23 protein-coding genes, 1 tRNA gene and 1 rRNA gene are annotated in these 20,437 nt (G+C 40.0%); 8 read left to right on the top strand and 17 right to left on the bottom strand.

Translation table 11 applies throughout. The features are described from left to right. The 4 genes from nusG to rplS all read right to left on the bottom strand — a co-directional run bounded on the left by nusG (position 1) and on the right by rplS (position 1,997). Positions 1 to 675: a transcription termination/antitermination protein NusG gene (gene nusG, locus H6G57_RS13425; RefSeq protein WP_072719955.1), complete on the bottom strand. Its 675-nt coding sequence runs from the start codon at positions 673 to 675 to the stop codon at positions 1 to 3. Beyond that, positions 672 to 902: a preprotein translocase subunit SecE gene (secE, locus tag H6G57_RS13420; RefSeq protein WP_072720097.1), complete on the bottom strand. Its 231-nt coding sequence runs from the start codon at positions 900 to 902 to the stop codon at positions 672 to 674. The genes nusG and secE overlap by 4 nt, the downstream gene beginning before the upstream one ends. A gap of 521 nt (positions 903 to 1,423) precedes the next feature. After that, a tRNA-Trp gene (locus tag H6G57_RS13415) sits at positions 1,424 to 1,496 on the bottom strand. A gap of 114 nt (positions 1,497 to 1,610) precedes the next feature. Continuing rightward, a complete protein-coding gene (rplS, locus tag H6G57_RS13410; RefSeq protein ID WP_190519312.1) occupies positions 1,611 to 1,997 on the bottom strand; it encodes a 50S ribosomal protein L19 in 387 nt (128 codons plus the stop codon). Positions 1,998 to 2,154: 157 nt separating this feature from the next. On the opposite strand from rplS, the gene H6G57_RS13405 reads away from it, so the two are divergent. Both H6G57_RS13405 and H6G57_RS13400 read left to right on the top strand, forming a co-directional pair. Next, a complete protein-coding gene (locus tag H6G57_RS13405) occupies positions 2,155 to 3,429 on the top strand; it encodes an inorganic phosphate transporter (protein ID WP_190519310.1) in 1,275 nt (424 codons plus the stop codon). 292 nt (positions 3,430 to 3,721) lie between these two features. After that, positions 3,722 to 5,428, top strand: coding sequence for a DMT family transporter (locus H6G57_RS13400; RefSeq protein WP_190519308.1), 1,707 nt, complete (start codon positions 3,722 to 3,724; stop codon positions 5,426 to 5,428). A gap of 11 nt (positions 5,429 to 5,439) precedes the next feature. On the opposite strand, the gene H6G57_RS13395 is transcribed toward H6G57_RS13400, so the two are convergent. After that, positions 5,440 to 6,669: an RNA-guided endonuclease TnpB family protein gene (locus H6G57_RS13395; protein ID WP_190519306.1), complete on the bottom strand. Its 1,230-nt coding sequence runs from the start codon at positions 6,667 to 6,669 to the stop codon at positions 5,440 to 5,442. Between the two features lie 228 nt (positions 6,670 to 6,897). After that, the gene (locus tag H6G57_RS13390; protein WP_190519305.1) at positions 6,898 to 7,773 is read right to left on the bottom strand and encodes a LysR family transcriptional regulator; all 876 of its coding nucleotides are present in this window, start codon (positions 7,771 to 7,773) and stop codon (positions 6,898 to 6,900) included. Positions 7,774 to 8,069: 296 nt separating this feature from the next. On the opposite strand from H6G57_RS13390, the gene H6G57_RS13385 reads away from it, so the two are divergent. The 4 genes from H6G57_RS13385 to H6G57_RS13370 all read left to right on the top strand — a co-directional run bounded on the left by H6G57_RS13385 (position 8,070) and on the right by H6G57_RS13370 (position 10,432). After that, positions 8,070 to 8,576: a type IV pilin-like G/H family protein gene (locus tag H6G57_RS13385; RefSeq protein WP_190519304.1), complete on the top strand. Its 507-nt coding sequence runs from the start codon at positions 8,070 to 8,072 to the stop codon at positions 8,574 to 8,576. Between the two features lie 59 nt (positions 8,577 to 8,635). After that, positions 8,636 to 8,863 (top strand): hypothetical protein, encoded by a 228-nt coding sequence (locus tag H6G57_RS13380; protein WP_190519302.1) that lies wholly within the window; start codon positions 8,636 to 8,638, stop codon positions 8,861 to 8,863. Between the two features lie 341 nt (positions 8,864 to 9,204). After that, positions 9,205 to 9,960, top strand: coding sequence for a uroporphyrinogen-III C-methyltransferase (cobA, locus tag H6G57_RS13375; RefSeq protein WP_190519300.1), 756 nt, complete (start codon positions 9,205 to 9,207; stop codon positions 9,958 to 9,960). Positions 9,961 to 10,132: 172 nt separating this feature from the next. Further along, complete coding sequence (locus H6G57_RS13370; protein ID WP_190519298.1) at positions 10,133 to 10,432, top strand: hypothetical protein; 300 nt, start codon at positions 10,133 to 10,135, stop codon at positions 10,430 to 10,432. Between the two features lie 78 nt (positions 10,433 to 10,510). Here H6G57_RS13370 and H6G57_RS13365 read toward each other — a convergent pair whose 3' ends face one another. Next, positions 10,511 to 11,878, bottom strand: a complete 1,368-nt coding sequence (locus tag H6G57_RS13365; protein WP_190519296.1) for an NB-ARC domain-containing protein — start codon at positions 11,876 to 11,878, stop codon at positions 10,511 to 10,513. A 190-nt stretch (positions 11,879 to 12,068) separates the two neighbouring features. Between H6G57_RS13365 and H6G57_RS13360 the strand changes: the two genes are divergently transcribed. Together H6G57_RS13360 and H6G57_RS13355 are read left to right on the top strand one after the other, a co-directional pair. Beyond that, positions 12,069 to 12,458: a hypothetical protein gene (locus H6G57_RS13360; RefSeq protein ID WP_190519294.1), complete on the top strand. Its 390-nt coding sequence runs from the start codon at positions 12,069 to 12,071 to the stop codon at positions 12,456 to 12,458. 84 nt (positions 12,459 to 12,542) lie between these two features. Further along, on the top strand, positions 12,543 to 13,490 hold the full coding sequence (locus tag H6G57_RS13355; protein WP_190519292.1) for a WD40 repeat domain-containing protein: 948 nt from the start codon (positions 12,543 to 12,545) through the stop codon (positions 13,488 to 13,490). 339 nt (positions 13,491 to 13,829) lie between these two features. Here the strand turns inward: H6G57_RS13355 and H6G57_RS13350 are convergent, their stop codons facing one another. The 10 genes from H6G57_RS13350 to H6G57_RS13305 form a co-directional block, all read right to left on the bottom strand. Beyond that, the gene (locus H6G57_RS13350; protein WP_190519291.1) at positions 13,830 to 13,985 is read right to left on the bottom strand and encodes a type II toxin-antitoxin system HicB family antitoxin; all 156 of its coding nucleotides are present in this window, start codon (positions 13,983 to 13,985) and stop codon (positions 13,830 to 13,832) included. A 118-nt stretch (positions 13,986 to 14,103) separates the two neighbouring features. Next, positions 14,104 to 14,358: a hypothetical protein gene (locus H6G57_RS13345; RefSeq protein ID WP_190519290.1), complete on the bottom strand. Its 255-nt coding sequence runs from the start codon at positions 14,356 to 14,358 to the stop codon at positions 14,104 to 14,106. Next, the gene (locus H6G57_RS13340; RefSeq protein ID WP_242048973.1) at positions 14,358 to 14,561 is read right to left on the bottom strand and encodes a hypothetical protein; all 204 of its coding nucleotides are present in this window, start codon (positions 14,559 to 14,561) and stop codon (positions 14,358 to 14,360) included. Before H6G57_RS13340 ends, H6G57_RS13345 begins: the two co-directional genes overlap by 1 nt. Positions 14,562 to 14,755: 194 nt before the next feature. Next, on the bottom strand, positions 14,756 to 16,273 hold the full coding sequence (locus H6G57_RS13335) for an FAD-dependent oxidoreductase (RefSeq protein ID WP_190519289.1): 1,518 nt from the start codon (positions 16,271 to 16,273) through the stop codon (positions 14,756 to 14,758). 96 nt (positions 16,274 to 16,369) lie between these two features. Next, complete coding sequence (locus H6G57_RS13330; RefSeq protein WP_190519288.1) at positions 16,370 to 16,993, bottom strand: 4Fe-4S single cluster domain-containing protein; 624 nt, start codon at positions 16,991 to 16,993, stop codon at positions 16,370 to 16,372. A 122-nt stretch (positions 16,994 to 17,115) separates the two neighbouring features. Continuing rightward, positions 17,116 to 19,131 carry a ribonuclease catalytic domain-containing protein gene (locus H6G57_RS13325; RefSeq protein WP_190519287.1) on the bottom strand — a complete coding sequence of 672 codons (2,016 nt, stop codon included), beginning with the start codon at positions 19,129 to 19,131 and terminating at the stop codon, positions 17,116 to 17,118. Between the two features lie 8 nt (positions 19,132 to 19,139). Beyond that, complete coding sequence (gene rpsR / locus H6G57_RS13320; protein ID WP_026788747.1) at positions 19,140 to 19,355, bottom strand: 30S ribosomal protein S18; 216 nt, start codon at positions 19,353 to 19,355, stop codon at positions 19,140 to 19,142. A gap of 82 nt (positions 19,356 to 19,437) precedes the next feature. Then, positions 19,438 to 19,626 (bottom strand): 50S ribosomal protein L33, encoded by a 189-nt coding sequence (rpmG, locus tag H6G57_RS13315; RefSeq protein ID WP_190519285.1) that lies wholly within the window; start codon positions 19,624 to 19,626, stop codon positions 19,438 to 19,440. Positions 19,627 to 19,665: 39 nt separating this feature from the next. Next, positions 19,666 to 20,199 (bottom strand): RDD family protein, encoded by a 534-nt coding sequence (locus H6G57_RS13310; protein ID WP_190519283.1) that lies wholly within the window; start codon positions 20,197 to 20,199, stop codon positions 19,666 to 19,668. A 145-nt stretch (positions 20,200 to 20,344) separates the two neighbouring features. Further along, positions 20,345 to 20,437: ribosomal RNA gene (locus tag H6G57_RS13305) — 23S ribosomal RNA — on the bottom strand; the annotation flags it as partial.

Below are 20,437 nucleotides of genomic sequence, written 5' to 3'. Positions count from 1 at the left end.
TTAGCCTTGTTTTTCAACCTGAGTAAACTCTAATTCTACTGGGGTATCTCGTCCGAAAATTGACAGTAACGCTTTGAGCTTACTGCGTTCTGGACTGACTTCAATCACATCTCCTTCAAAGTCTTTAAACGGCCCTGAAAGGACAATGATATGATCCCCTATTGCCATTGCTGCCTTGACAATCGGTTCCTGTTGTTGCGCTTGTCTGAAGATACGCTCCACTTCAGCATGGCTCAATGGTAGAGGTTTAACGTGACCTCGACCCCGACCCGAATGCCGTTTTTGTTCCGCCCCAACGAAATTAATCACGTGTGGCGTGTTCTTGACCACCTGCCAAGCTTCATCGTCAATTTCCCAGCGATTGAGTTCGTTATTCCATTTTAGCCTCATTTGAATGAGAACATAACCCGGAAATACTTTCTCTTCACCGTGTTGACGACTGCCATCTTTCCGCAGTTTAATCATTGGGGTGTGTGGGATTTCCACCTTCAAAATCCGATCCGCAACATCCAAGGTTTGTACCCGTTGTTCCAGGTTCGCTTTGACTCGTTTTTCACAGCCAGAAGCCACCTGAACAGCATACCAACGACGCTCTCCCGGTGAAAACTCCTGGGAACGTTCGTCTGTATCTGCCATGAGGTCTGAATGTTGTGATTCGTCCGATGTAAAAGTCATCCGAAGATTTGCCCCGACGCCCAACGAAAGAAGTTGTCTGCTAAATAGATCAAGCTAGCCGAAAGAGTGACCATCAACAATACGCCCGCCGACTCACTTAAGAGTTGCTGTCGGCTTGGCCAGACTACTTTGTCCAATTCCTCTTTCGTTTCTTTGAGGAACGTAGAAGCGTTAAAGCCAGAAGTTGTTTCTTGACCTCCAACTTCTTCTTTCTTGTTGACCACCATGAACTCCCCTTGCGATCTTACGGTATCTGATCCTGATCTTAACTGAAAGAGGGTAACACATCCGCCCAAACTCTTTAAACTATCATCAGAAAAATGGGTAGAAACCACTAACTTCTAGTTAGGCTTTATATTTCCCCTTTCAGGGAGGAGGGTATGGTAGCCCTCCTAACTCCTATTTCTAGGGTAAAGTTAGCTGAGTGCTTCGCACACGCTACGCGAACGCCAAGGTTTTAAGAGCTTTTTAGGCTAGTAGCACTGTCTTACCCCTCGTAAAACTGTTTAACTACTAACGACAGAGCCAGGGACTAGCTACGCATCCAACAGGGTGTCTTGACTCAAAAAACGTAGTCAATTAATAAGACTTAGGCTGGTCAACTAACTAAAGTTAGAGGCACGAAACCCCTTCACTTCAGTGCGGGGTGCTGACACTGAATTCCTCAACACAATGTTCCGACTTGTTGCTTTTCGGAACAATGCCCAGACGCAAGATTTCCTTTCGTCTGGGCATTGGAGGTATCCAGCGCGCCCTGGAGGACTTGAACCCCCGACATCAGGTTTTGGAGACCTGCGTTCTACCAACTGAACTAAGAGCGCATAGCGAAGTGGCTGATCTTTTACCTTATCTAGCTTAACACAACTTGCAGACTTTAGTTAAAAAATTTTCCGAAAATCTCTAGGGGAATCCTAGATGGTCGGGAGTTGAGTCCGTTATAGACTGCGATCAAAGCGTTGTTTAACGCGAGTGGCTTTACCCACACGGTCGCGCAGATAGTAGAGTTTTGCCCGACGCACTTTCCCACGACGCAGAACTTTAATACTGACAATTCTAGGAGAATGAATTAAGAAGACTCTCTCAACCCCGACGCCTTGAAAAATCTTACGCACGGTGATGGTGGCGTTAATGCTGCCATGACGTTTGGCAATCACAACGCCTTCATAAGGTTGAATGCGTTCTTTACCGCCTTCTTGAATCTTCACACTAACTTTCACCGTATCGCCCACATAAATGTCGGGGAGATCGGGTTTATTGAGTTGTTGCCGCAGGTTTTCAATTTCTTCCGTTTCAATAGTACGGATAATTTCTTCCGCCTTCATAATGATTTTCCAAAACTCACAAGCCCCTATTATAGATCAAAACGGATTGTAAAATCTATATCAAATCAGTGATCAGTTATCAGTTATCAGTTATCAGGGGCAACGGACAAGGATCACTTTTGCAATCATCAACCATCAACCGCTAACAGTCACCAAAATGGATTCAATCGTACCAATCATTCTGTTATGTGGGTTAGCCTTCTATGTTGCCTGTAATTTAGGGGCAAATGATGTGGCTAACTCCATGGGGACATCGGTGGGTTCCAAGGCTTTGACCCTGAAACAAGCGATTATTGTCGCCGGGATTTTAGAATTTACCGGAGCGGTGTTGTTTGGAGAACGAGTCTCTAAAACCTTAGCAACGGGGGTTGTTAATCCAGAAGTCTTTATCTCAATGCCTCAAGAGTTTGTGATTGGCATGGTATCGGTGTTGATTTCTGCCGGATTGTGGTTACAAATTGCCACCCGTTATGGATTACCCGTATCATCGTCCCATGCGGTTGTCGGAGCGATCGCTGGATTTAGTTCAATTGCCGCCGGACTGAAAGCCGTAGACTGGCCTATTATTGGTTTGATTTCCCTCACCTGGTTACTCACACCCTTGATGAGTGGGATAATTGCCGCCTTATTTTACACCTTAATCAAGCGTTGGATTTTAGATCAACCCGATCCCCATAATCAAATTCGAGAATGGATTCCTTGGTTGAGTAGTGCCTTAATCGCAATTTTTGGGGTGATCGTCTTCCCGATTTTGAGTTCCCCCCTACAAAACACCTTAAATCAGTGGGGGTGGACACTGCCTGTTCATGATATTCCCTTAGCCATTGGGGGAATAGCTGCGGTCAGTTTAACCTGGATCAGTTGGCGACAATTGGAACAACAACAGAACCTTTCTATTTCTAATTCCAGACCCGAAAAATTTCCAGGGATAGAAAAACAACTCGCTCAATTTCAGGTCATTAGTGCCTGTTTTGTTGCCTTTGCTCACGGGTCAAATGATGTGGGTAATACAATTGCGCCCTTAGCTGCAATTTTAGCAGTCATCAAAACGGGTTCTGTTCCTCTAGTCGATATTGAAATTCCCACTTGGCTGTTACTCTTAGGAGGTAGTGGGATTGTCACAGGATTAGCGATTTGGGGTAAAAACGTCATTAAGACCGTAGGAGAAAATATTATTTCCCTCGTTCCGAGTGAAGGGTTTTGTGCAGAATTAGCAACAGCAACAACCGTATTATTAGCGTCTCGTTTAGGACTTCCGGTTTCTACTTCCCATGCTTTAGTCGGAGGGGTCGTGGGAATTGGACTGGTGCAAGGTGGAAAATCTGTGCGGTTAGATACAGTCCGTTCTATTATTTTAGCTTGGGTGATTACGGTTCCCACCGCAGCTTTGCTGAGTGCGATTCTATTTAAAGTGATGGAATCAATAACCTGATCCTGAATTAGCAACAGGCTCCTAAAAGTTGTTTAGGAGATCGGATTTGGCAAATCTAGGACTATACAAGGACGCGATTTTGCTGATATTTTTGGTGAATCATTAGAGAATAAGCTATTGTGTAGAGACCGACCATGCTTGGTCTCTACCAGGCTTTGGGGCAATTTTACCCCAGTCGCCATTTTTCCCGTTGTGCCTTTATCGGAGTCAGATTGTGAAACCGGGACACAGGCAGCGTGGGTATGAGTGGCGGAATAGCTGAATGAGCAGATAGATAAGAGGTTAATCACGAATGGGGACACAGGACAATCAACCGCCACCCTTGGGATCGGGAGAAACCAGACCAGCAGACGAAATCCTCAATTCGGTGATGCAGGAGTTGGAAGCGTTTCATCGGCAAATGAAGGAACAAATGTCTCAGGACATTCAACGACTCCAAGCAGATAAAGATCGCCTAATTGAGGATATTGACAGCTTGCAAACGGAATATCGGCGACTGCAATCTCAGCAGTTCCAAACGCTGTCCGATCGCATTCCTCCCAATCCAGCTTGGCTGAAACAACTGACCCAAATTGTTGCTCGTAATGTCGAACAAGCCTTGATCGCTCGGATTAATCAAATCAAAGCAGCCAGCGATCCACCTCTATTATCAACCGATCCCAGTGGATTGGTTCCCCTGTCTGATCTGGGGGATGAAAATTTTAATAATCGACAATTGGAAGCGGTTTTGGAAACAAGCCTCAACCATACATTTCAGGCGTTACAGCAGGAATTAAGTCACTACCAAAGTGACCTATCTCGACGCTTGAACAATATGCAAACCCTGGAACAGCAAGCCGAAGCTTTGCTAGAAACTATTGTTGCTCGTTTAGAGCAACAGGCTGAAACTTCAACCCTGCGGGGAGAGAGTTCCAGACGAGAATTATCAAGCGGACGTCCTGAAGCCCTTCCCCCAGGGAAGACGACCCTAACGAAGCCACCGGAAACCGCTCCTTCCGGGGCAAAACCCTCTTCTCCGGTGCAATTGGGCTTATTTTTAGCGTTACTATCGGCCGTATCCCTGTCGTTATTTAACGTCTGTCTCAAGATTATCCTCAAAGGGCCACAACCCCGTGAAATCTTGGGTTTATTTTCGCTGGAAGGAATTATTTCTCCTGGCATCGGAAATTCCTTATTAATTTTGTTACTCCGCATGATTGTGGTCATGGGACTGATGCCGATTGTGGCAACGTTTTTGTATCCCCCAGTTTGGCAGGATCTCCGACGTTTTCTTCAGTCTGGTGATCGTCGCTTAATGCTGACGGTGATTGGGAGTGGATTTTTCTTATTTTTATCTCAAGTCGCTATTTATGTCGCAATTGGTGAAATTCCAACCGGAATTGCGATTACGATTTTCTTTATCTACCCCATTGTTACGGTAATTGCTTCTTGGGGTTTATTTGGAGATCGACCCACGTTAATCCGAGTGATTGCCATGATTACGATTTTGGCTGGAGGTATTCTGTGTTTACCAGCCCGAAATCCTAATATTGCTATGGGTAATGTACAGGTAGGTGTGATCGCTGCAATCTGTGCAGGTATAGCATTTGCGGGTTATGTATTGTTGACACAAGTGGCGGCTGGAAAACTTCATCCGATTCCCTTTAGTTTGGTGAACTTTGCGGCTATCTTTGTGTTTTCAGCCGTGAGCTTAATGGTATTACCCGATAATTTAGGGATTAGTATTGAACCGGGTGTTTGGAACGGGTTAATCATCGGTGGCGTTGTTTTAGGGGTTCTCACCCTATCGAGTTATTTATTAAACAATTTTGCCATTCGTTCGGCGGGAGCTTCCTTAGCCTCGATTATCGGAACTACGGGGCCAGCTTTAACGGCGTTGTTTGCCTTCTGGATTATTGGTGAATCCATTAAACAGCAGCAAATTTATGGGATGGCTTTAGTGATTTTGGGCGTGGGAGCCATGAGTGTTGAACGCATGATCGGTGCTAAACGTAATTGACACTCTCAACGTCAATCGCAAAGCAATGTGACGGGAGATTCTTTGTTCAACGAATCGACTTGCCCCAACAGGATTGTTCCCGTTAAAGTAGAGGTCAATTCTCCCAAAGCATTTATCGGTTCTAAACCGAAAGTTCCGGTATGTCCTGCCGTACTTAATCCAATTCTTAAAATGTTTTTTGCAGCATTTTCATCCCTATCTAACTGACATCCACAACTACAAACGTGGGTTCTTGTTGATAGGGATTTTTTGACGATTTTTCCGCAATTTGAACAGTTTTGGCTTGTATATTGAGGAGGAACAGCGATAGTAGCCTTGCCGTACTTTCTCCCAAAATATTCTAACCAAATACGGAATTGATACCAAGCTGCATCATTAATTGACTTAGCTAGACAATGATTTTTCACTAAGTTTTTTATCCTTAAATCTTCGTAGGCTACCACGTCGTTAGAGTGGATGACGGAGTATGCAACTCGTTTGCAAAACTCTTTTCGTTGCCGACTGATTTTTAGATGGGACTTAGCTAATCGCTGTCTGGCTTTTTTGCGATTATTAGACTCTTTCTGTTTTCGAGAAAGTTGTCTCTGCAACCGCTTAATTTTCTTTTCTCCCTTTCTCAAGAATTTAGGGTTGTCTACTTTATTACCTTGGTCGTCAGTATAAAAAGCAGATAACCCTACATCTAAACCAATTGTTTTATTAGTTGGTTTAGATTGAATCTTAACGTCAATTGAAATCAGAAATTGACAATAATAGCCGTCTGCACGTCTAACTAATCGAACTCGCTTAATTTGTTCGGGTTGGTAAAAATGTAGATCATAGCTTCCTACTAACCGTAACCGTCCAATCCCTTTCTTGTCAGTAAAGGTAATGGCTTTACGGGTTTCTAAATTTAATTGCCATCCGGTTGTTTTGTATTCAACCGAACGGCAGTTTTTCTTGAAACGAGGGAAACCTTTTTTGCCAGGAACTTTCCGCTTGCAATTATCATAGAATCGAGCAATAGCTGACCATGCTCTTTCGGCGCTAGATTGTCTAGCCTGAGAATTCAGTTCCGACGCGAATTTAAAGTCATGAGCTAATACACGACAATATTTGTTCAAATCGTACTTATTAACCCCTTTGTTATCCATCCAATATCTTAAACATTTGTTTTGGACGAATTGGGCTGTACGAATCGCTTCATCTATTGCCTTACGTTGTTGCAATGCGGCTCTAACTTTAAATTCTAAAACCAGCATTTATGCTACCTATCTCGACCTAAATCTAGGTTAACACAAGTTTCTGTTTTTGTGTCAACTGTTTCTATGTCGTGCCAATCTGGTTTTGTTGCTCGGTTTTTCATCTTTATTCACCGTTAACCTGGCGGTGTAATGGGAGTCTTCAAACCGAGATCCTAGATAAAGCTAGTTAGATGTTGATGGTTGAGTGTTGACGGTTGACGGTTAACACTCAACACTTCTATTCCTCTACTTTAAAAATACTCCCGTTCCTCTTAAGACATCGAGAAAGGCGAAAACGGCCGGAACATGGAAGCCATTTGACCAGATCGCAGCACCAATCACTCGTTCTAAGGGAGCAGGTAAGGCTCTAACTTGGACTTGGGGAGGAATGGGTAAGGCGGCTAAACGAGGTAAAATTGCGGCTCCTAAGCCTTGGGCGACCATACTAACAATGGTTGAATCTTCTTTAATTTGATAGGCGACTTTTAACGATTGGCCCCATTTTGCCCAATGTTCACGCACCGCAGAGGTACATTCGGCATAATTAAATAATATAAAAGAGTAGGTTGAAAGTTCTTCCCAGGTTAAGGTTTCGGGAATGTGACCGACACAGCTAGGGAGCAACACCACATATTCATCTCTGGCTATTTCCCAGGTTTGAAATTCTTCAGAACGGGGTAGCGGAACTAAGCCAATATCGACTTGACCTGTTCGTAAAGCTTGTTCAATTCCTAACGGATCGGTTTCGGTAATTGTGATTTCTACATTGGGAAAACGGCTCCGAAATAGAGCAACTTTTGAGGGAAGGATGTGAGTTGCGGCGCTGCGAAAGGATGCAACCCGAATTTTTCCTCGCTGTAAGCCTTTTTCTAAATTGACTTCATAATCAATGGTTTCACGCAGTTCTAAGATTTTTTGGGCGTGTAGCATTACCCGTTCTCCTATTAGGGTGGGACGAGCACCAAACCGTCCTCGCAGCAGCAAGGGGACACCCAGTTCATCTTCTAAGGCTGCGATCGCTCGACTCACAGCAGATTGAGAGATACTTAGACTTAATGCTGCTTCTGAAAAGCTTCCTTGTTCTGACACGACTAATAAAATTTCCAATTGGTCAATATTCATTTTCCTTAAGCTGTTAGCTATAGCAAGGGAACAGGGAACAGGGAACAGGGAACAGGGAACAGGGAACAGTAAGAAGTGAAAGGGTTTCAGGTTTGACTCCGAAGTCATAACCCATCATGGGGAGCACTATATTCACCTCCCCGACTTCAGTTGCGCGTGCAAACGTTGAGTTAACTTTAATAAACTAAGTTATATTATAGTAAATTTTTATCCATTTTTAATTGATAACCGTTATATTAAATTTAGCATCATTCATGAAAAATTTCTGTTTTATTATCCAATCTAGGATCACAAATATGTCAAAATTTACTCTTTTAAATTCTCAAAAAAAATGGATATATTTGTCTTGTTCAAGTATATTATTAATCCTGGTTACTCTAGGCTTTTTTCACTTTGATAATAAAATTCGCAGAGGTCAACAAGCACAAGGTAGATCAATTTTAAGGAGTTTAATTAAAAATCAAAATCAACAATTGAGAAAATATGGTAAATTTACTCCTAACTTAGAAAATCTATATCGAGGGACTTCAAAAGGTATCGGAACCTATCAATTTAAAATGACGGTAGAGTCAGATCGAGTATTTTTTGAAGCGATTCCTATTATTTGGCGACGGGTGAGTTACTCTGGCGCGATCTTTAAGATTAAGAACAATCAATCCGTTATCCTGGTGGGAGGAATTTGTAAAAGTCCTCGCTCCTCCTTTACGGCTCCAACTCCCATTCAACCTCCTTTTCCCAACTTTTATCAAGTTCGCTGTCCCCTTGATGCTCAATTGATGGAATCAATGAAATTCCTCAAATAAATAAAATCAAAAAATAGCTGGAAAATTAACTTAATATTAATGGGTGCATTCAATATAAAATGAAAGTGGAATCGGAGCAAGTATTATTTGAAGTTTCCGCAAACCTTCCTCGGATTAAAAGTTATTCGGGTGCATTATTTATCGTTAAAATAGAAGGTTCTATGGTGCAGGTCGGCGGAATTTGCCAAAGGGATGACCTAACCTCTATTCCTCCCACTCCCATTCTACCTCCCTCCCCAGGTTCTCAATTGATCGAAGCTCTACAGTTTGTAGATGAAAATGATTAAAACATGACAAAATCACTACCGTTTCGTATTATTCTATAATTATCATCTTTCAGGAACGAGAATAGTTGAGGTGCGATCGCTCAACCGAAACCGAGAAAATTCGCCTTAAAGGTTCTGGTTTTCTCCCCCTCTATACTGTTCTTCCCTCTAGGAAAAATTGCTACTGTAAAAAAAGTTATCTTTAATTACAGATTTGTATTACCAGGTTGTGTTAAATCAGTGAGTAAAATCATCCATTCAGTTATCGGTAATTAAACAACATAGCAAACCCATCGCCTCGAAAGATACAGTTAATTTGTTTAACTCCCTTTTCAACGAACTAAGATTTGAGTAAAGTGACTATGAATCAACCTCAACACTGTTTAGGTAAGGTCTATCTTGTCGGTGCAGGGCCAGGAGACCCCGGCTTATTAACCATTAAAGGAAAAACCTTATTAGAATTTGCAGATGTCGTCATTTATGATGCCTTAGTCAGTCCTCAAATTTTAGATTTAATTAACCCGCAAGCGGAAAAAATTCATGCGGGAAAACGACGGGGACGACACTCATTATTACAAGAAGAAACTACTCAACTGTTAATTGAAAAGGCTCAAACTCATGCCGTTGTGGTGCGGTTAAAAGGAGGAGATCCGTTTATTTTTGGTCGCGGTGGTGAAGAAATGGAAGATTTAATTCAAGCGGGTATTCCCGTTGAGGTTGTACCCGGAATTACATCAGGAATTGCGGCTCCTGCTTATGCGGGAATTCCCTTAACCCATCGAGATCATAGTTCATCTGTTACCTTTGTAACCGGTCATGAAACCGCAGGAAAATATCGACCTTCTGTGAATTGGGAAGCACTCGCCAAAGGTTCAGAAACCATCGTTATTTATATGGGAGTTCACAATTTACCCTATATTATTCAACAGTTAACCGAAGCTGGACAGTCTCCAGAAACTCCTGTGGCGTTAATTCGCTGGGGAACTCGACCGGATCAAGAAGAGTTAATTGGAACTTTAGAAACCATTGTTCAAAAAGTAGAAGAAACAGGTTTTGAAGCCCCTGCGATCGCTGTTATTGGTTCTGTTGTGAATTTTAAATCCCGTTTAAATTTGTAGAAGAAAATTATGTTAATGAGTAACATCTATTGTGATTATTTTTCGACTTCCTGCTATACTTTAGCTATTGCTCCTGCGATAATAAAGTAGTATAATTTTAGGAATAAGTCTAAAAAGATCACTTTTTATGAAGTTACCTTAGCCAAAATTTGAAAAATCGAGGTAAATAATGATGGATAATTATAAGATTACAGCAACAAAACAACGGCTTGATTTATTAACAGAAATTGAACAAACTCCAGAAGAATATATACCTGAATTATTAAATTTTGTGCGTTTATTCCGTCAAAGTTTGCTGACAAAACAGATCTCTATTAATGCTTGGGATAATGCTATTAATCAAATTAATAATAGTGAGCAAAATTCAGAAAAAATCAAACAATTATTTGAGTCTTGGGCTGAATTAGATGATAAAAATGAACAAAAAGAAACTTTAAAAATTATTGAATTTTTAGAGGATGTTTCAATTTAATGAGTAAAGTTATTTTATTAGATTCTGCACCAAAAAGTATTTATCTTTATTTGTTGACGCTAGGGAATGGCAAGAAATTTAACAGCTATTTTTACTACAATTTTTCATATATTCTTTGAAAACGTTCGATAATTTAAACCTAATTTTATCTCCTGTTATTTTCGTTACTAAATATCTGTGTTGTAAGGATTCTAAACTATTAATTAAATCTGTTGAAGATAAATCTAAACTTGTTTTTAAATCTTCTCTGGATACAAGCTGTTCAGAATCACTCAATTTGATTACAATTTTTTGTTCTATCGGTGATAATCTATTAAATAATAGTTGTAAATTTGTTTGTATATCTTTAGGGATTACTAATTCATTCTCGGCTAAGAATTCACCCACATAACCATCAAAAACATTTTTAATTGAGTTAGCGATATTTTTAATATAAAAAGGATTTCCTTCATATAAATTGATTAAATTTAACCAAAGATTTTCATCTTTTAAACCCATATCTCTTAGAATTTCTACATGAGCTAAACCTGATAACTCTAAGCATTTAACGGGATATAATTCCTCATCTAAACATTCCATCTCTTTACACTTTTCCTGACTTATTAAAATTACATGACTTTGATTTTCTGTTTCAATAATTTTAGTAAAAAAGTTTTGATAATCTTGATATTCAGTCTTGTATTGTCCTGCCAATTGACTATTGATAAAGATGTTGTCCACATCATCAAGAATAATTAAACATTGTTTATCTCTAAAAATATCAAATAATTGTTTTAATTTATTATGGTTATTAGGTTTAATATTTTTTTGGCTAATATTGAGTAAATCATCAATTAATAAATCTGAAGATTCTGGATATTTTAAACTTCTCCAAATAATAACTTCAAATTGTTCTAAGTTTAAATCAATAAATCTTCTAACCAAGTAACTTTTACCTATTCCTGATCGTCCTAAGACTGAGATTAAAGGTGTATTTTGATTTAAAATCCAATTAGAAAGGGTTTTTAATTCAGTTTCTCTGTTATAAAATTTAATTATTTTAGGAGCTAAGGTCAAATCGTGGTAAGATGATTGAGATTTAGTATTTGTATCACTTTCTTTACTTTTTCTAAGAGGCTCATTAATTATTTGTGATCCAAAAAAGTAATTATTATTAGCAATACAAATATTAGGATTTTGAGATTCTCCAATGCTGATTCTTTCTAATGTTGAACGAAAATTAGATTTTTTTATATCTTCACCTAAAGCTTCAGATAGTAATTGCCATAATTCAGACGCAATATCACCAGCGTGACCTTCTGTAATATGACATTTCTCCGCAATATCATTATAACTTTGTCTTTGCCAAGTTCCCTCAACTACGGCTTTTTCCACATCATTGAGGTGTCTTCCCATTTTTTCAACAACTAGCCGATCCACAAATTGTAACACTTCATTTACATTCATCAAAACTATACCAGATAAATATTTTAAGCATTATAGCTTAACTTTGATCCGATATTTTCCGAACTTTTTCGATCTTTTGCTTAATCTTTTGTAACAAATCTACCGATAAAATCCGAACTTTTATTGTTGTGTTATTTGATTTGATTATGCTTTATTGATTTTGAACACATACTAAATATCAACTATAATCATGAACTCTACAACTAACCAATTAACAAACAGAGTAAGTTTACCTGATATTGATGAAGTAACTCCTATCTCTGATAAAGATATAGCTTGCTTTAATGAAATTCGCAGTATTCTTCAGCGATATGATAACATTCATCGTCTTGGAATCTGCTTATTGCACGATCATTTTCCTTTAGCTGATGATGAAGTATTGCTAGAAACTTGTGATAAAGAATCTCGGATATTAACAATTAAACCTGTGAAGAAAACCGATCCAGATGTGGCTAATTCAATTGGTACACAATACCGATTAGATGTAGATCAAACAGAGCAGTTTACTTTAGGTTGTAAGCTAGAATGCAAAACGCATCCAGACACTGGAAAACATTATGGCTATAAAGAACATTTTTAATAGTTAGATACATAATTAGATTGGTAAGGTGGGCAATACTTTTTAATCTTTGATTCTCATTAACCAATTATATATAACTCGATAATGAATGAAATCTGGACAAATCAAAATCCTCTCACCCCATTAACTCTCACTGGCGGACATTCAGATTATGTCAGGTCTATAGCCTTTAGTCCCGATGGTCGGACGTTAGCTAGTGCGAGTGGGGATGGCATAATTAACACGATAAAATTGTGGGATGTGCAGAGCCAACGACAAACTGCCACGCTCACTGGACATTCAGAGGTTATCAGATCTGTAGCCTTCAGTCCCGATGGTCGGACATTAGCCAGTGGGAGCGATGACAAAACGATAAAATTGTGGGATGTGCAGAGCCAACGGCAAATTTCCACCCTCACCGGACATTCACATCATGTCTTGTCTGTAGCCTTCAGTCCCGATGGTCGGACGTTAGCCAGTGGGTGTAAGGTGTACAAGACGATTAAATTGTGGGATGTACAGAGTCAACGTAAATGGTGGGATTTGTGGGGCCAACGGCAAATTGCTACTCTTACTGTAGATTCATATGATGTCAACTCTGTAGCCTTTAGTCCCAATGGTCGGACGTTAGCCAGTGGGAGTGGTAAAACGATACAATTGTGGGATGTTGCGAGCCAACGGCAAATTTCCACGCTTACCGGACATTCAAGTTTTGTCAACTCTGTAGCCTTTAGTCCCAATGGTCGGACGTTAGCTAGTGGGAGTTCGGACAACACGATTAAATTGTGGGATGTGCAGAGCCAACGGCAAATTTCCACGCTCACCGGACATTCAGAGATGCTCTGGTCTGTAACCTTCAGTCCCGATGGTCGGACGTTAGCTAGTGGAAGTGTGGACAACACGATTAAATTGTGGGATGTGCAGAGCCAACGGCAAATTGCTACTCTCACCGGACATTCAGATCATGTCTGGTCTGTAGCCTTCAGTCCCGATGGTCGAACGTTAGCTAGTGGGAGTTTGGACAAGACGATTAAATTGTGGCGAGTACGATAGGGTTAGGTTGGAGAAGATTCTTACTCTTTTATCTTAATAGGAACCTCAATCAACTCGATCTATGACAACATTAACAAACAGATGGACAAAAATATAAACTATATCTTGATGTTTAGGAATGAAAAACCAATAAGGTGACTAATTGAGCAATAGTTTACAGTAGATCAAGGTTTCCAGGGTGTAATTGTGCAAGTTATTTATTTTTCATTCCTTATTGCTTGAACCGTCTATACGACCTTAATTTTATCTCCTTTCATAATCTTTGTAAATCTTTATATTTGCTAATCGTTAGTGTGCCGTTTTTAATATCTAGTCAAAGGTTATTACTGACTCATGGCATCAGGCTGTTGCAACTTCTAACCAACCTTTGATCGCCTCTTTCACCATTTCCATTAAATGTTCATAACTCTCACCCCAAGTATGACAACCCGGTAATGCAGGAACACTCGCACACCAAACATTATCTTCTTGCCAAACAATGACTTTAATTTTCATATTTTGATGATTTATTAGTAAAATTTAACTAATATTATCACAATCTAATATTAACTGGCTACAGAAGCAAAAACTATTACTTTTCTAGCTCAGTTCAGGTTTTGAAATGCGATCGCTTTTATTTACCAATTAATCTATCATATTGAGCATGAGTACCAATCCAAAACCATAAAATTCCATTTTTGACTTCAATTCCTAACGCACGATAAGCTTTTCCCACCCTTACTGACCAATATTTATTAACTTTCTTAAAATGTAACGAAGGATGATTAGGATTAGTTTTTAATAATTCATAAGAATAATCTGCTATCTGTTTTATATCTTCAGGTAGCTCATTATAAAATAACCAGAATTTGCGATTAGTATAGTGCATTACATTTGTTGATAATCTCCGGCTTCAAATTCAGCAAGTGCTTCAGAGGCTATATCATCAAGTTTACCCTTTATGATATCTTGTTCTAACTGTTTATCCCATTGTTGATAATCTAAGTCTAATAACCAATTGCGTAATTTACTAAAATCTTGTTCAGAAAGATTTAAAATTGCCTTTTCAATTTGTTCAATGTTCATAGCCATAAAATATTATTTCAAGTTTTTGATAAAACAGTTCGATCAGATTATAACATTTTATCATTTTTTTGTGATGGAGTTCTTGGCTCGATTGCGCTTTGTGGAAATTAATGTTTTATTGTCATGCTAATTATTCGAGAATTAGATATTTTTGTAAAAGTGCATATTACGTTTTTAGAATAAGAGGAAATCAGCAGACCCTAGGGAAGTCCAAAATGAGGAAACATTAATTGACTAAAATTTCTCCAAGATTGATTAAGATCTCGTAAAACTTGAATATGATCTTCATCTCGTTCAACAGGAATAATGTGTGCTTTTTCACCTAAATTAAATTGCTCAATAATTAAATTAGCAGCTTCTAACCCCGTAACATACGCTTTTTCCTGTGACCATGATCCATGACGGTTAATAATCCAATCTCCACTCATAAACAGATTCGGAAAACTGGTTTTTGTAGGTAAGCAATATTGATAACTACCGGGGAAAAAGTGTGTAACCGCTTGGGGAAGGCGAACAACACTTTGATCAATAATACTAGCAGAACGAAATTCAGGAATACAGGTAGTTAGATAGTTTTGAACAATGTTAATAATTTCCCCATCCTGTAAAGGTAAAAATTGATTAGCATGATAAAAATCAGCCTCAATGACTGTTCCTGGTTCTTGCTGAAATTCATCATGAAGTGCATTTAGATCAAAAAATGTCCATCCGGTTGTCGTATCAAACCCAAAACAAGCATTAGAAGCACGAGGAATTGTAATTTTTCGGTCAAACCAAAGCCGAGTTGATAATACATCAATAGCAGATAAGTTATTAATATTTCTAAATTCTGTTCGCTGCTGTAAAGCCGGAGATCCCGCTAATATTTTCTTTAATCCTGTAATTCCAACGGCAAATATAACCGCATCTGCATTATGAATAAAATCTCCACAAACCACTCCTTTCACCGTTCCAGATTCATCTAGTTTTAAATCACTAACCCGTTGATTTGTTATCACTTTACCGCCTAACTGTTTAATCCTTTCTACCCAGGGATGAAATATTTTTTCTCCGACAGTTCCCCGACACCAAACCACATCAAAATTAGGTTGATGAGCTAAAATAAAATAATACAACATTCCTAAAGCGGCGGCGGCTGAACATTGCTCACCCGGAGCAAATAACCCAACTAATAACATGGGGTTAAAAGCTTCATGATAGAGTCTCGATGATACCCCATATTGTTTGAATAATTCTCGCGCTGTGATACAATCATATCGTTGCCAAGCTTCATCGGAATTATCAAAATCAATTAAAGAATAAAGAAGCGGTAAAGCAGACAAGCGATCGCTCAAAGGTAAACGTTTAAATTGAGTATAAATAAACGTTCCTAACGGTGTTGGTAAGGTGGGTAAATCTTGAAAAATAGGAGATTCAACTTCTAAACCCATTGGAGAATATTGAGCCGAACGAGTCCAGGGAGTAAAGGGATTTAAACCTAATTGATAAACTAATGAAAATATATTAGAATAGGGATACCAAAACCCATGAATTCCGGCTTCAATCGAACGTCCGCCAGGGGTTTTCCATCCAGCAACTAATCCTCCTGGGTAAGAACTGGCTTCTAATAAAGTCACAGGATAACCTTGTTGAGCGAGGTGATACGTTGCCCCTAAACCTGCCCATCCTGCACCCACAACAACGATTTTCGGAGGATTAGATTCAGTTGTAAAATTCATCCTTCAACCCCATTGACTCACGCCTTATATTTTAGCGAATTATTATTAGGTTGAGGATAAAAAGTCTTAATGATGTATGGATATAGGTGTAAACAACTAATCATCTAAATTCATGTGACCTTGAAATCCAGTAATAATTCTTCGTCCATCTTTGAGAATATGAATTTCAACTTGATCTGAAGCCCAAGTGAGTTGATCTTGTAATTCCTGATTAAAAACGTGAACCCGTTGATTTCGAGAAGAAACTAAAGAATTTGGAGAATGAATGGCTAAGGATTCTGTATAAGGGCCATCAATTAAAATATCCAATTCTGCCAATAAATCTTGCGCGTGGGGAGGGGCATCTGGAGATTTTAATTCTGCTAAAGTAAACCCTGTAAAGGACATCACATTAAATCCTTTCGCTTTAACCAGTTTTGCTAATTGAGTTAAAGGTTCAGCTTGCCAAAAAGGTTCGCCGCCTGAAAATGTTACCCCTTGATTTCGAGGATTTTTTAAAATTTGTTCCGCTAGATCTTCAACCGCAATTAACTGATTAGGTTTAAATGACCAAGACTCAGGATTAAAACACCCCGGACATTCCCGCAAACACCCCTGAACCCAAACCACCGCCCGACATCCAGGGCCATTGACCTCAGATTCATCCACATAACCCATAATATTGAGATATCCGGGTGGAATAAATAGGTCAGAGGGGGGTACGGACTTCACTGTTTTCATTGCGTTCTCCTTCCATTGATTTCACAGTTAATAGGTGGAAATCTCGCTCTGTAATTCTACCTTGGCTTGATTTTTTAGAATAGAAGCCAATATTAATCATTTTTACAGATCCTTGGCAAAGATTAAACCATTGATGAAGCAGTCGGAGTAATAATTTCTTGAAATTGAATCACATCCAAACGCGGATCAACATGACTCACTTTTACCTCAAACTGTTCTCCAACTTCTACAGCACGGCTAAACCGCATCGGTAATTCTAAAGCTAACTCTTCTAAAAACACTAACCCTAAATTAGCATCTTCCCGCAACCATCGTAACATCGTGGCTTGCCAAATTTCATCGCTATTACGACGTAAAAACTCCAAACTCCAATAACGATTCGTTTCCCGTTCAACTTTAGAGGCTTCTTTCACCGCAGGCCCTAAACTCATCACCATTTCCTGCATTTGTTCCACAGAAAAAGGAGGCGATTCTCCTCGCAGATGAGCTTTAATTTGAAAATGAGCCAACAAATCACTATAACGGCGAATGGGTGATGTCACCTGGGTATAAGTTTCCAAAGCCAAACTGGCATGGCGGGAAGGAGTTAAACTCACTTCGCTACGAGGCATATAACGCCGCATCGCACAAGCTCGAACTGCCCCAGGTGGTAACTGCATCAACTCTTCTTCTGGGGGTAATTCCGGTTGCGGTTGACTGCGATACGGTAACGCTAAATTATGGGTTTGGCCATAACGGGCGGCGACTTCTCCGGTTAAAATCATCATTTCCGCCACCATTTGTCGGGACGGAGAATCTTCTAACACCGTAATACTGATTTCCTCGCCGTTCACCTTAATTAGCGACTCTGGCATATAAATACTAATCGCCCCATTGGCATTGCGCCATTCCTTACGACGTTTAGCCCACATCGATAAAGCATCAATTTCCGGCTCCCCTTGGATGCCAATTTGCAACATCTCATCCACATCATCGTAGGTGAGGCGATAGGTTGGTTTAATCGTACTGACATGAATACTATACTCTTGTACCCCACCCGTTGCATCCAAAATCACACCAAAACTCAAGGCACAACAAATTTGCCCCTGAACTAAGCTCATCGGCCCCGTTGCCAATTCAGAGGGGAACATGGGAACCATCCCCGTCGGTAGATAAACCGTTGTGGTTCGCCGACGAGCTTCTAAGTCTAGTTCATCTCCAGGGGAAATTAAACGAGTCGGATCAGCAATATGAATCCAAATTCGTTGTCGTCCATCCTCCAAAATCTCTAAGCTTAAACCATCATCAATCTCACGGGTACTCTCATCATCAATGGTATACACCTTCAGATGAGTCAGATCTAAACGGTTAGCATCAGGATCAGGGGGGGGAGAATTTAAGCAACATCGAGCTACTTCAAGCACTTGAGTTGAAAATTGGGTGGGAATTTGACTGCGACGTAGAGATAGGTTTTCATGTAGACCCCATATCCCTAACTCTACTAACAGTTGGAACGCAGCTTGGGGCGTTTGAGATCGTTCCAAAGTTGCCAACGTTTCTAAAGCGGGTGCAATATTGGAAGCTTCTTCTCCATAAAGTGCAAAACGCTCTAACGCATCCAAGCGGGTACGATCGCTATTTTGCCATTCTACCACTTCACCCGCTAGTCTCTTTTGTACTCTCCGCCAATATTCTTGAACTTCTCGTTGCTTTTGCTGCTCAACTTCCTGCTGATGTTTAATCTCTGCAACTTGATTAGGAGAGCGAGGTTCGTAGCGATCGCCCTTCTGTTTGAAGTAGAGTTTATCATTAGACAACAGCACATAACTGGCATAACATTGAGGCGGACTCTGCTCCGAAAACAAAAGCAGAGCCATTTCTTTGGGGTCTACGGTATCTCCTTGCTCCACTAAAATTTCCCAAGCCACCTCTAAACTTGACGGATCAAGATAAGGTTGCAATTCTTTAGTAAACGCCGGAATATCCGCAGGTTTATATGTAGCCCCCGTTACCTCGTAAGCAATTTGCCGAGGGTGAACCGTATGAGCTAGGAGGTTTTCATCAATAACAACCCAGTGTTTTTTACCTTCAGGTCGGTCAGCAACGGCGAGGCGGCGCTCCCCGTGTAATCTAAGCTCAATCAGAGTACCCTTTTCCACAGATAAAATTAGCCTTCCTTGTTCACAAAAGGCAACATAGCTAGAATTCTAGCCCGTTTAATCGCTTGTGTCAGATCTCGTTGCTGTTTACAGGTCAGCCCGGTAATCCGACGTGGTAAGATTTTACCGCGTTCTGTAACAAATTTCCGTAACAGTTCGATATCTTTATAATCGATTGGAGTTCCGGGTTTAATGGGGGAAACTTGGCGACGGAAGTAAGTCATGCTGAAATTAATCCTCTATGAATTGCTGAAATGGGTTTAAGGGTGGACGTTAGTGTTTCAGGAATGAACACCAAGCGGATCATTACTTAATTTCTTTGTGAACCGTGTGTTTGTTACAATGGCGACAAAACTTTTTCAGTTCTAAGCGTCCTGTCGTATTCCGACGGTTTTTCGTTGTGGTATATCGAGAAACCCCCTGAGTACGCTTATCCGAGTTTGTACGGCACTCCGTACATTCTAAAGTAATAACGAGGCGAACACCTTTAGCCATAATTGTAAACAGTTTTGATTATTTAAGCACAAATATTTATTATTTCATCTCTCGCTTCACTTTGTCAATAAAATAGCGGATTTTCACATCCAGGGAGTAGCCCCGTCTGCTACCAATCACAATCGTATGCCCAATACGGTCATGAACCGTCTGAGGATGACGACTGGTATCGAATAAAACGGCTCCACAATCTATGATAATAGGCAGCATCAATAACAAAATTGCGGCATTTCCAGAGGCTAGATTCCCTAAACCGAGCAGAAACAGAAAAGCACCCAACCCGATCACCGCTTCTCTTTTTGTTAGTTCTAAAAGGCGAGGGGTTCGGTAAAATTGGCTGTCAACCACTCGTATATCAAAAGCCCAGTGTCCTAAACTCTGTCCTTGATTTTTAGACACAACAACAACACGACAGACTAACCAACTCATCATAAATACAAATAAGAGAGTTAGGCCATTAGCACTTAAAGCAAAACAAAGTAACCCAACCAACAAGAAATCAATCCCTAAAGCCGCATAACGACGCCACATGGGTACTTTAGGATCAGGTACAGGGATTAAATCAGAACTCATGATCACAGCCAAATAACCAATATTCTTAAAAATAACAAAACCTCCTTCTGATTAATTAGAAAGAGGCTTGATTTTTTGATTGAATTGATTGAAAAAATATAAACAAAACATTGAAGACTGCATAGAGAATCAGAAGAAAACAGATGAGGTCAAGCCCTCGGTCTGTTAGTGTGTCTCGGCTGCATCCATCGCTGGACTTCGACCTAACACCTATAAACGGGTGTTCTGCCCGTGACCT

Origin of the sequence: Planktothrix sp. FACHB-1365 (assembly GCF_014697575.1) — a bacterium.
Lineage (GTDB): Bacteria > Cyanobacteriota > Cyanobacteriia > Cyanobacteriales > Microcoleaceae > Planktothrix.
Note: the sequence above shows the minus strand (reverse complement) of the source record. Positions and strands in the feature narration are given on the sequence as shown.

Excerpts from the sequence above, each read along its gene's own strand:
- nusG (WP_072719955.1), bottom strand. The coding sequence starts at position 675 with ATGACTTTTACATCGGACGAATCACAACATTCAGACCTCATGGCAGAT.
- secE (WP_072720097.1), bottom strand. The coding sequence starts at position 902 with ATGGTGGTCAACAAGAAAGAAGAAGTTGGAGGTCAAGAAACAACTTCT.
- rplS (WP_190519312.1), bottom strand. The coding sequence starts at position 1,997 with ATGAAGGCGGAAGAAATTATCCGTACTATTGAAACGGAAGAAATTGAA.
- H6G57_RS13405 (WP_190519310.1), top strand. The coding sequence starts at position 2,155 with ATGGATTCAATCGTACCAATCATTCTGTTATGTGGGTTAGCCTTCTAT.
- H6G57_RS13400 (WP_190519308.1), top strand. The coding sequence starts at position 3,722 with ATGGGGACACAGGACAATCAACCGCCACCCTTGGGATCGGGAGAAACC.
- H6G57_RS13395 (WP_190519306.1), bottom strand. The coding sequence starts at position 6,669 with ATGCTGGTTTTAGAATTTAAAGTTAGAGCCGCATTGCAACAACGTAAG.
- H6G57_RS13390 (WP_190519305.1), bottom strand. The coding sequence starts at position 7,773 with ATGAATATTGACCAATTGGAAATTTTATTAGTCGTGTCAGAACAAGGA.
- H6G57_RS13385 (WP_190519304.1), top strand. The coding sequence starts at position 8,070 with ATGTCAAAATTTACTCTTTTAAATTCTCAAAAAAAATGGATATATTTG.
- H6G57_RS13380 (WP_190519302.1), top strand. The coding sequence starts at position 8,636 with ATGAAAGTGGAATCGGAGCAAGTATTATTTGAAGTTTCCGCAAACCTT.
- cobA (WP_190519300.1), top strand. The coding sequence starts at position 9,205 with ATGAATCAACCTCAACACTGTTTAGGTAAGGTCTATCTTGTCGGTGCA.
- H6G57_RS13370 (WP_190519298.1), top strand. The coding sequence starts at position 10,133 with ATGGATAATTATAAGATTACAGCAACAAAACAACGGCTTGATTTATTA.
- H6G57_RS13365 (WP_190519296.1), bottom strand. The coding sequence starts at position 11,878 with ATGAATGTAAATGAAGTGTTACAATTTGTGGATCGGCTAGTTGTTGAA.
- H6G57_RS13360 (WP_190519294.1), top strand. The coding sequence starts at position 12,069 with ATGAACTCTACAACTAACCAATTAACAAACAGAGTAAGTTTACCTGAT.
- H6G57_RS13355 (WP_190519292.1), top strand. The coding sequence starts at position 12,543 with ATGAATGAAATCTGGACAAATCAAAATCCTCTCACCCCATTAACTCTC.
- H6G57_RS13350 (WP_190519291.1), bottom strand. The coding sequence starts at position 13,985 with ATGAAAATTAAAGTCATTGTTTGGCAAGAAGATAATGTTTGGTGTGCG.
- H6G57_RS13345 (WP_190519290.1), bottom strand. The coding sequence starts at position 14,358 with ATGCACTATACTAATCGCAAATTCTGGTTATTTTATAATGAGCTACCT.
- H6G57_RS13340 (WP_242048973.1), bottom strand. The coding sequence starts at position 14,561 with ATGGCTATGAACATTGAACAAATTGAAAAGGCAATTTTAAATCTTTCT.
- H6G57_RS13335 (WP_190519289.1), bottom strand. The coding sequence starts at position 16,273 with ATGAATTTTACAACTGAATCTAATCCTCCGAAAATCGTTGTTGTGGGT.
- H6G57_RS13330 (WP_190519288.1), bottom strand. The coding sequence starts at position 16,993 with ATGAAAACAGTGAAGTCCGTACCCCCCTCTGACCTATTTATTCCACCC.
- rpsR (WP_026788747.1), bottom strand. The coding sequence starts at position 19,355 with ATGACTTACTTCCGTCGCCAAGTTTCCCCCATTAAACCCGGAACTCCA.
- rpmG (WP_190519285.1), bottom strand. The coding sequence starts at position 19,626 with ATGGCTAAAGGTGTTCGCCTCGTTATTACTTTAGAATGTACGGAGTGC.
- H6G57_RS13310 (WP_190519283.1), bottom strand. The coding sequence starts at position 20,199 with ATGAGTTCTGATTTAATCCCTGTACCTGATCCTAAAGTACCCATGTGG.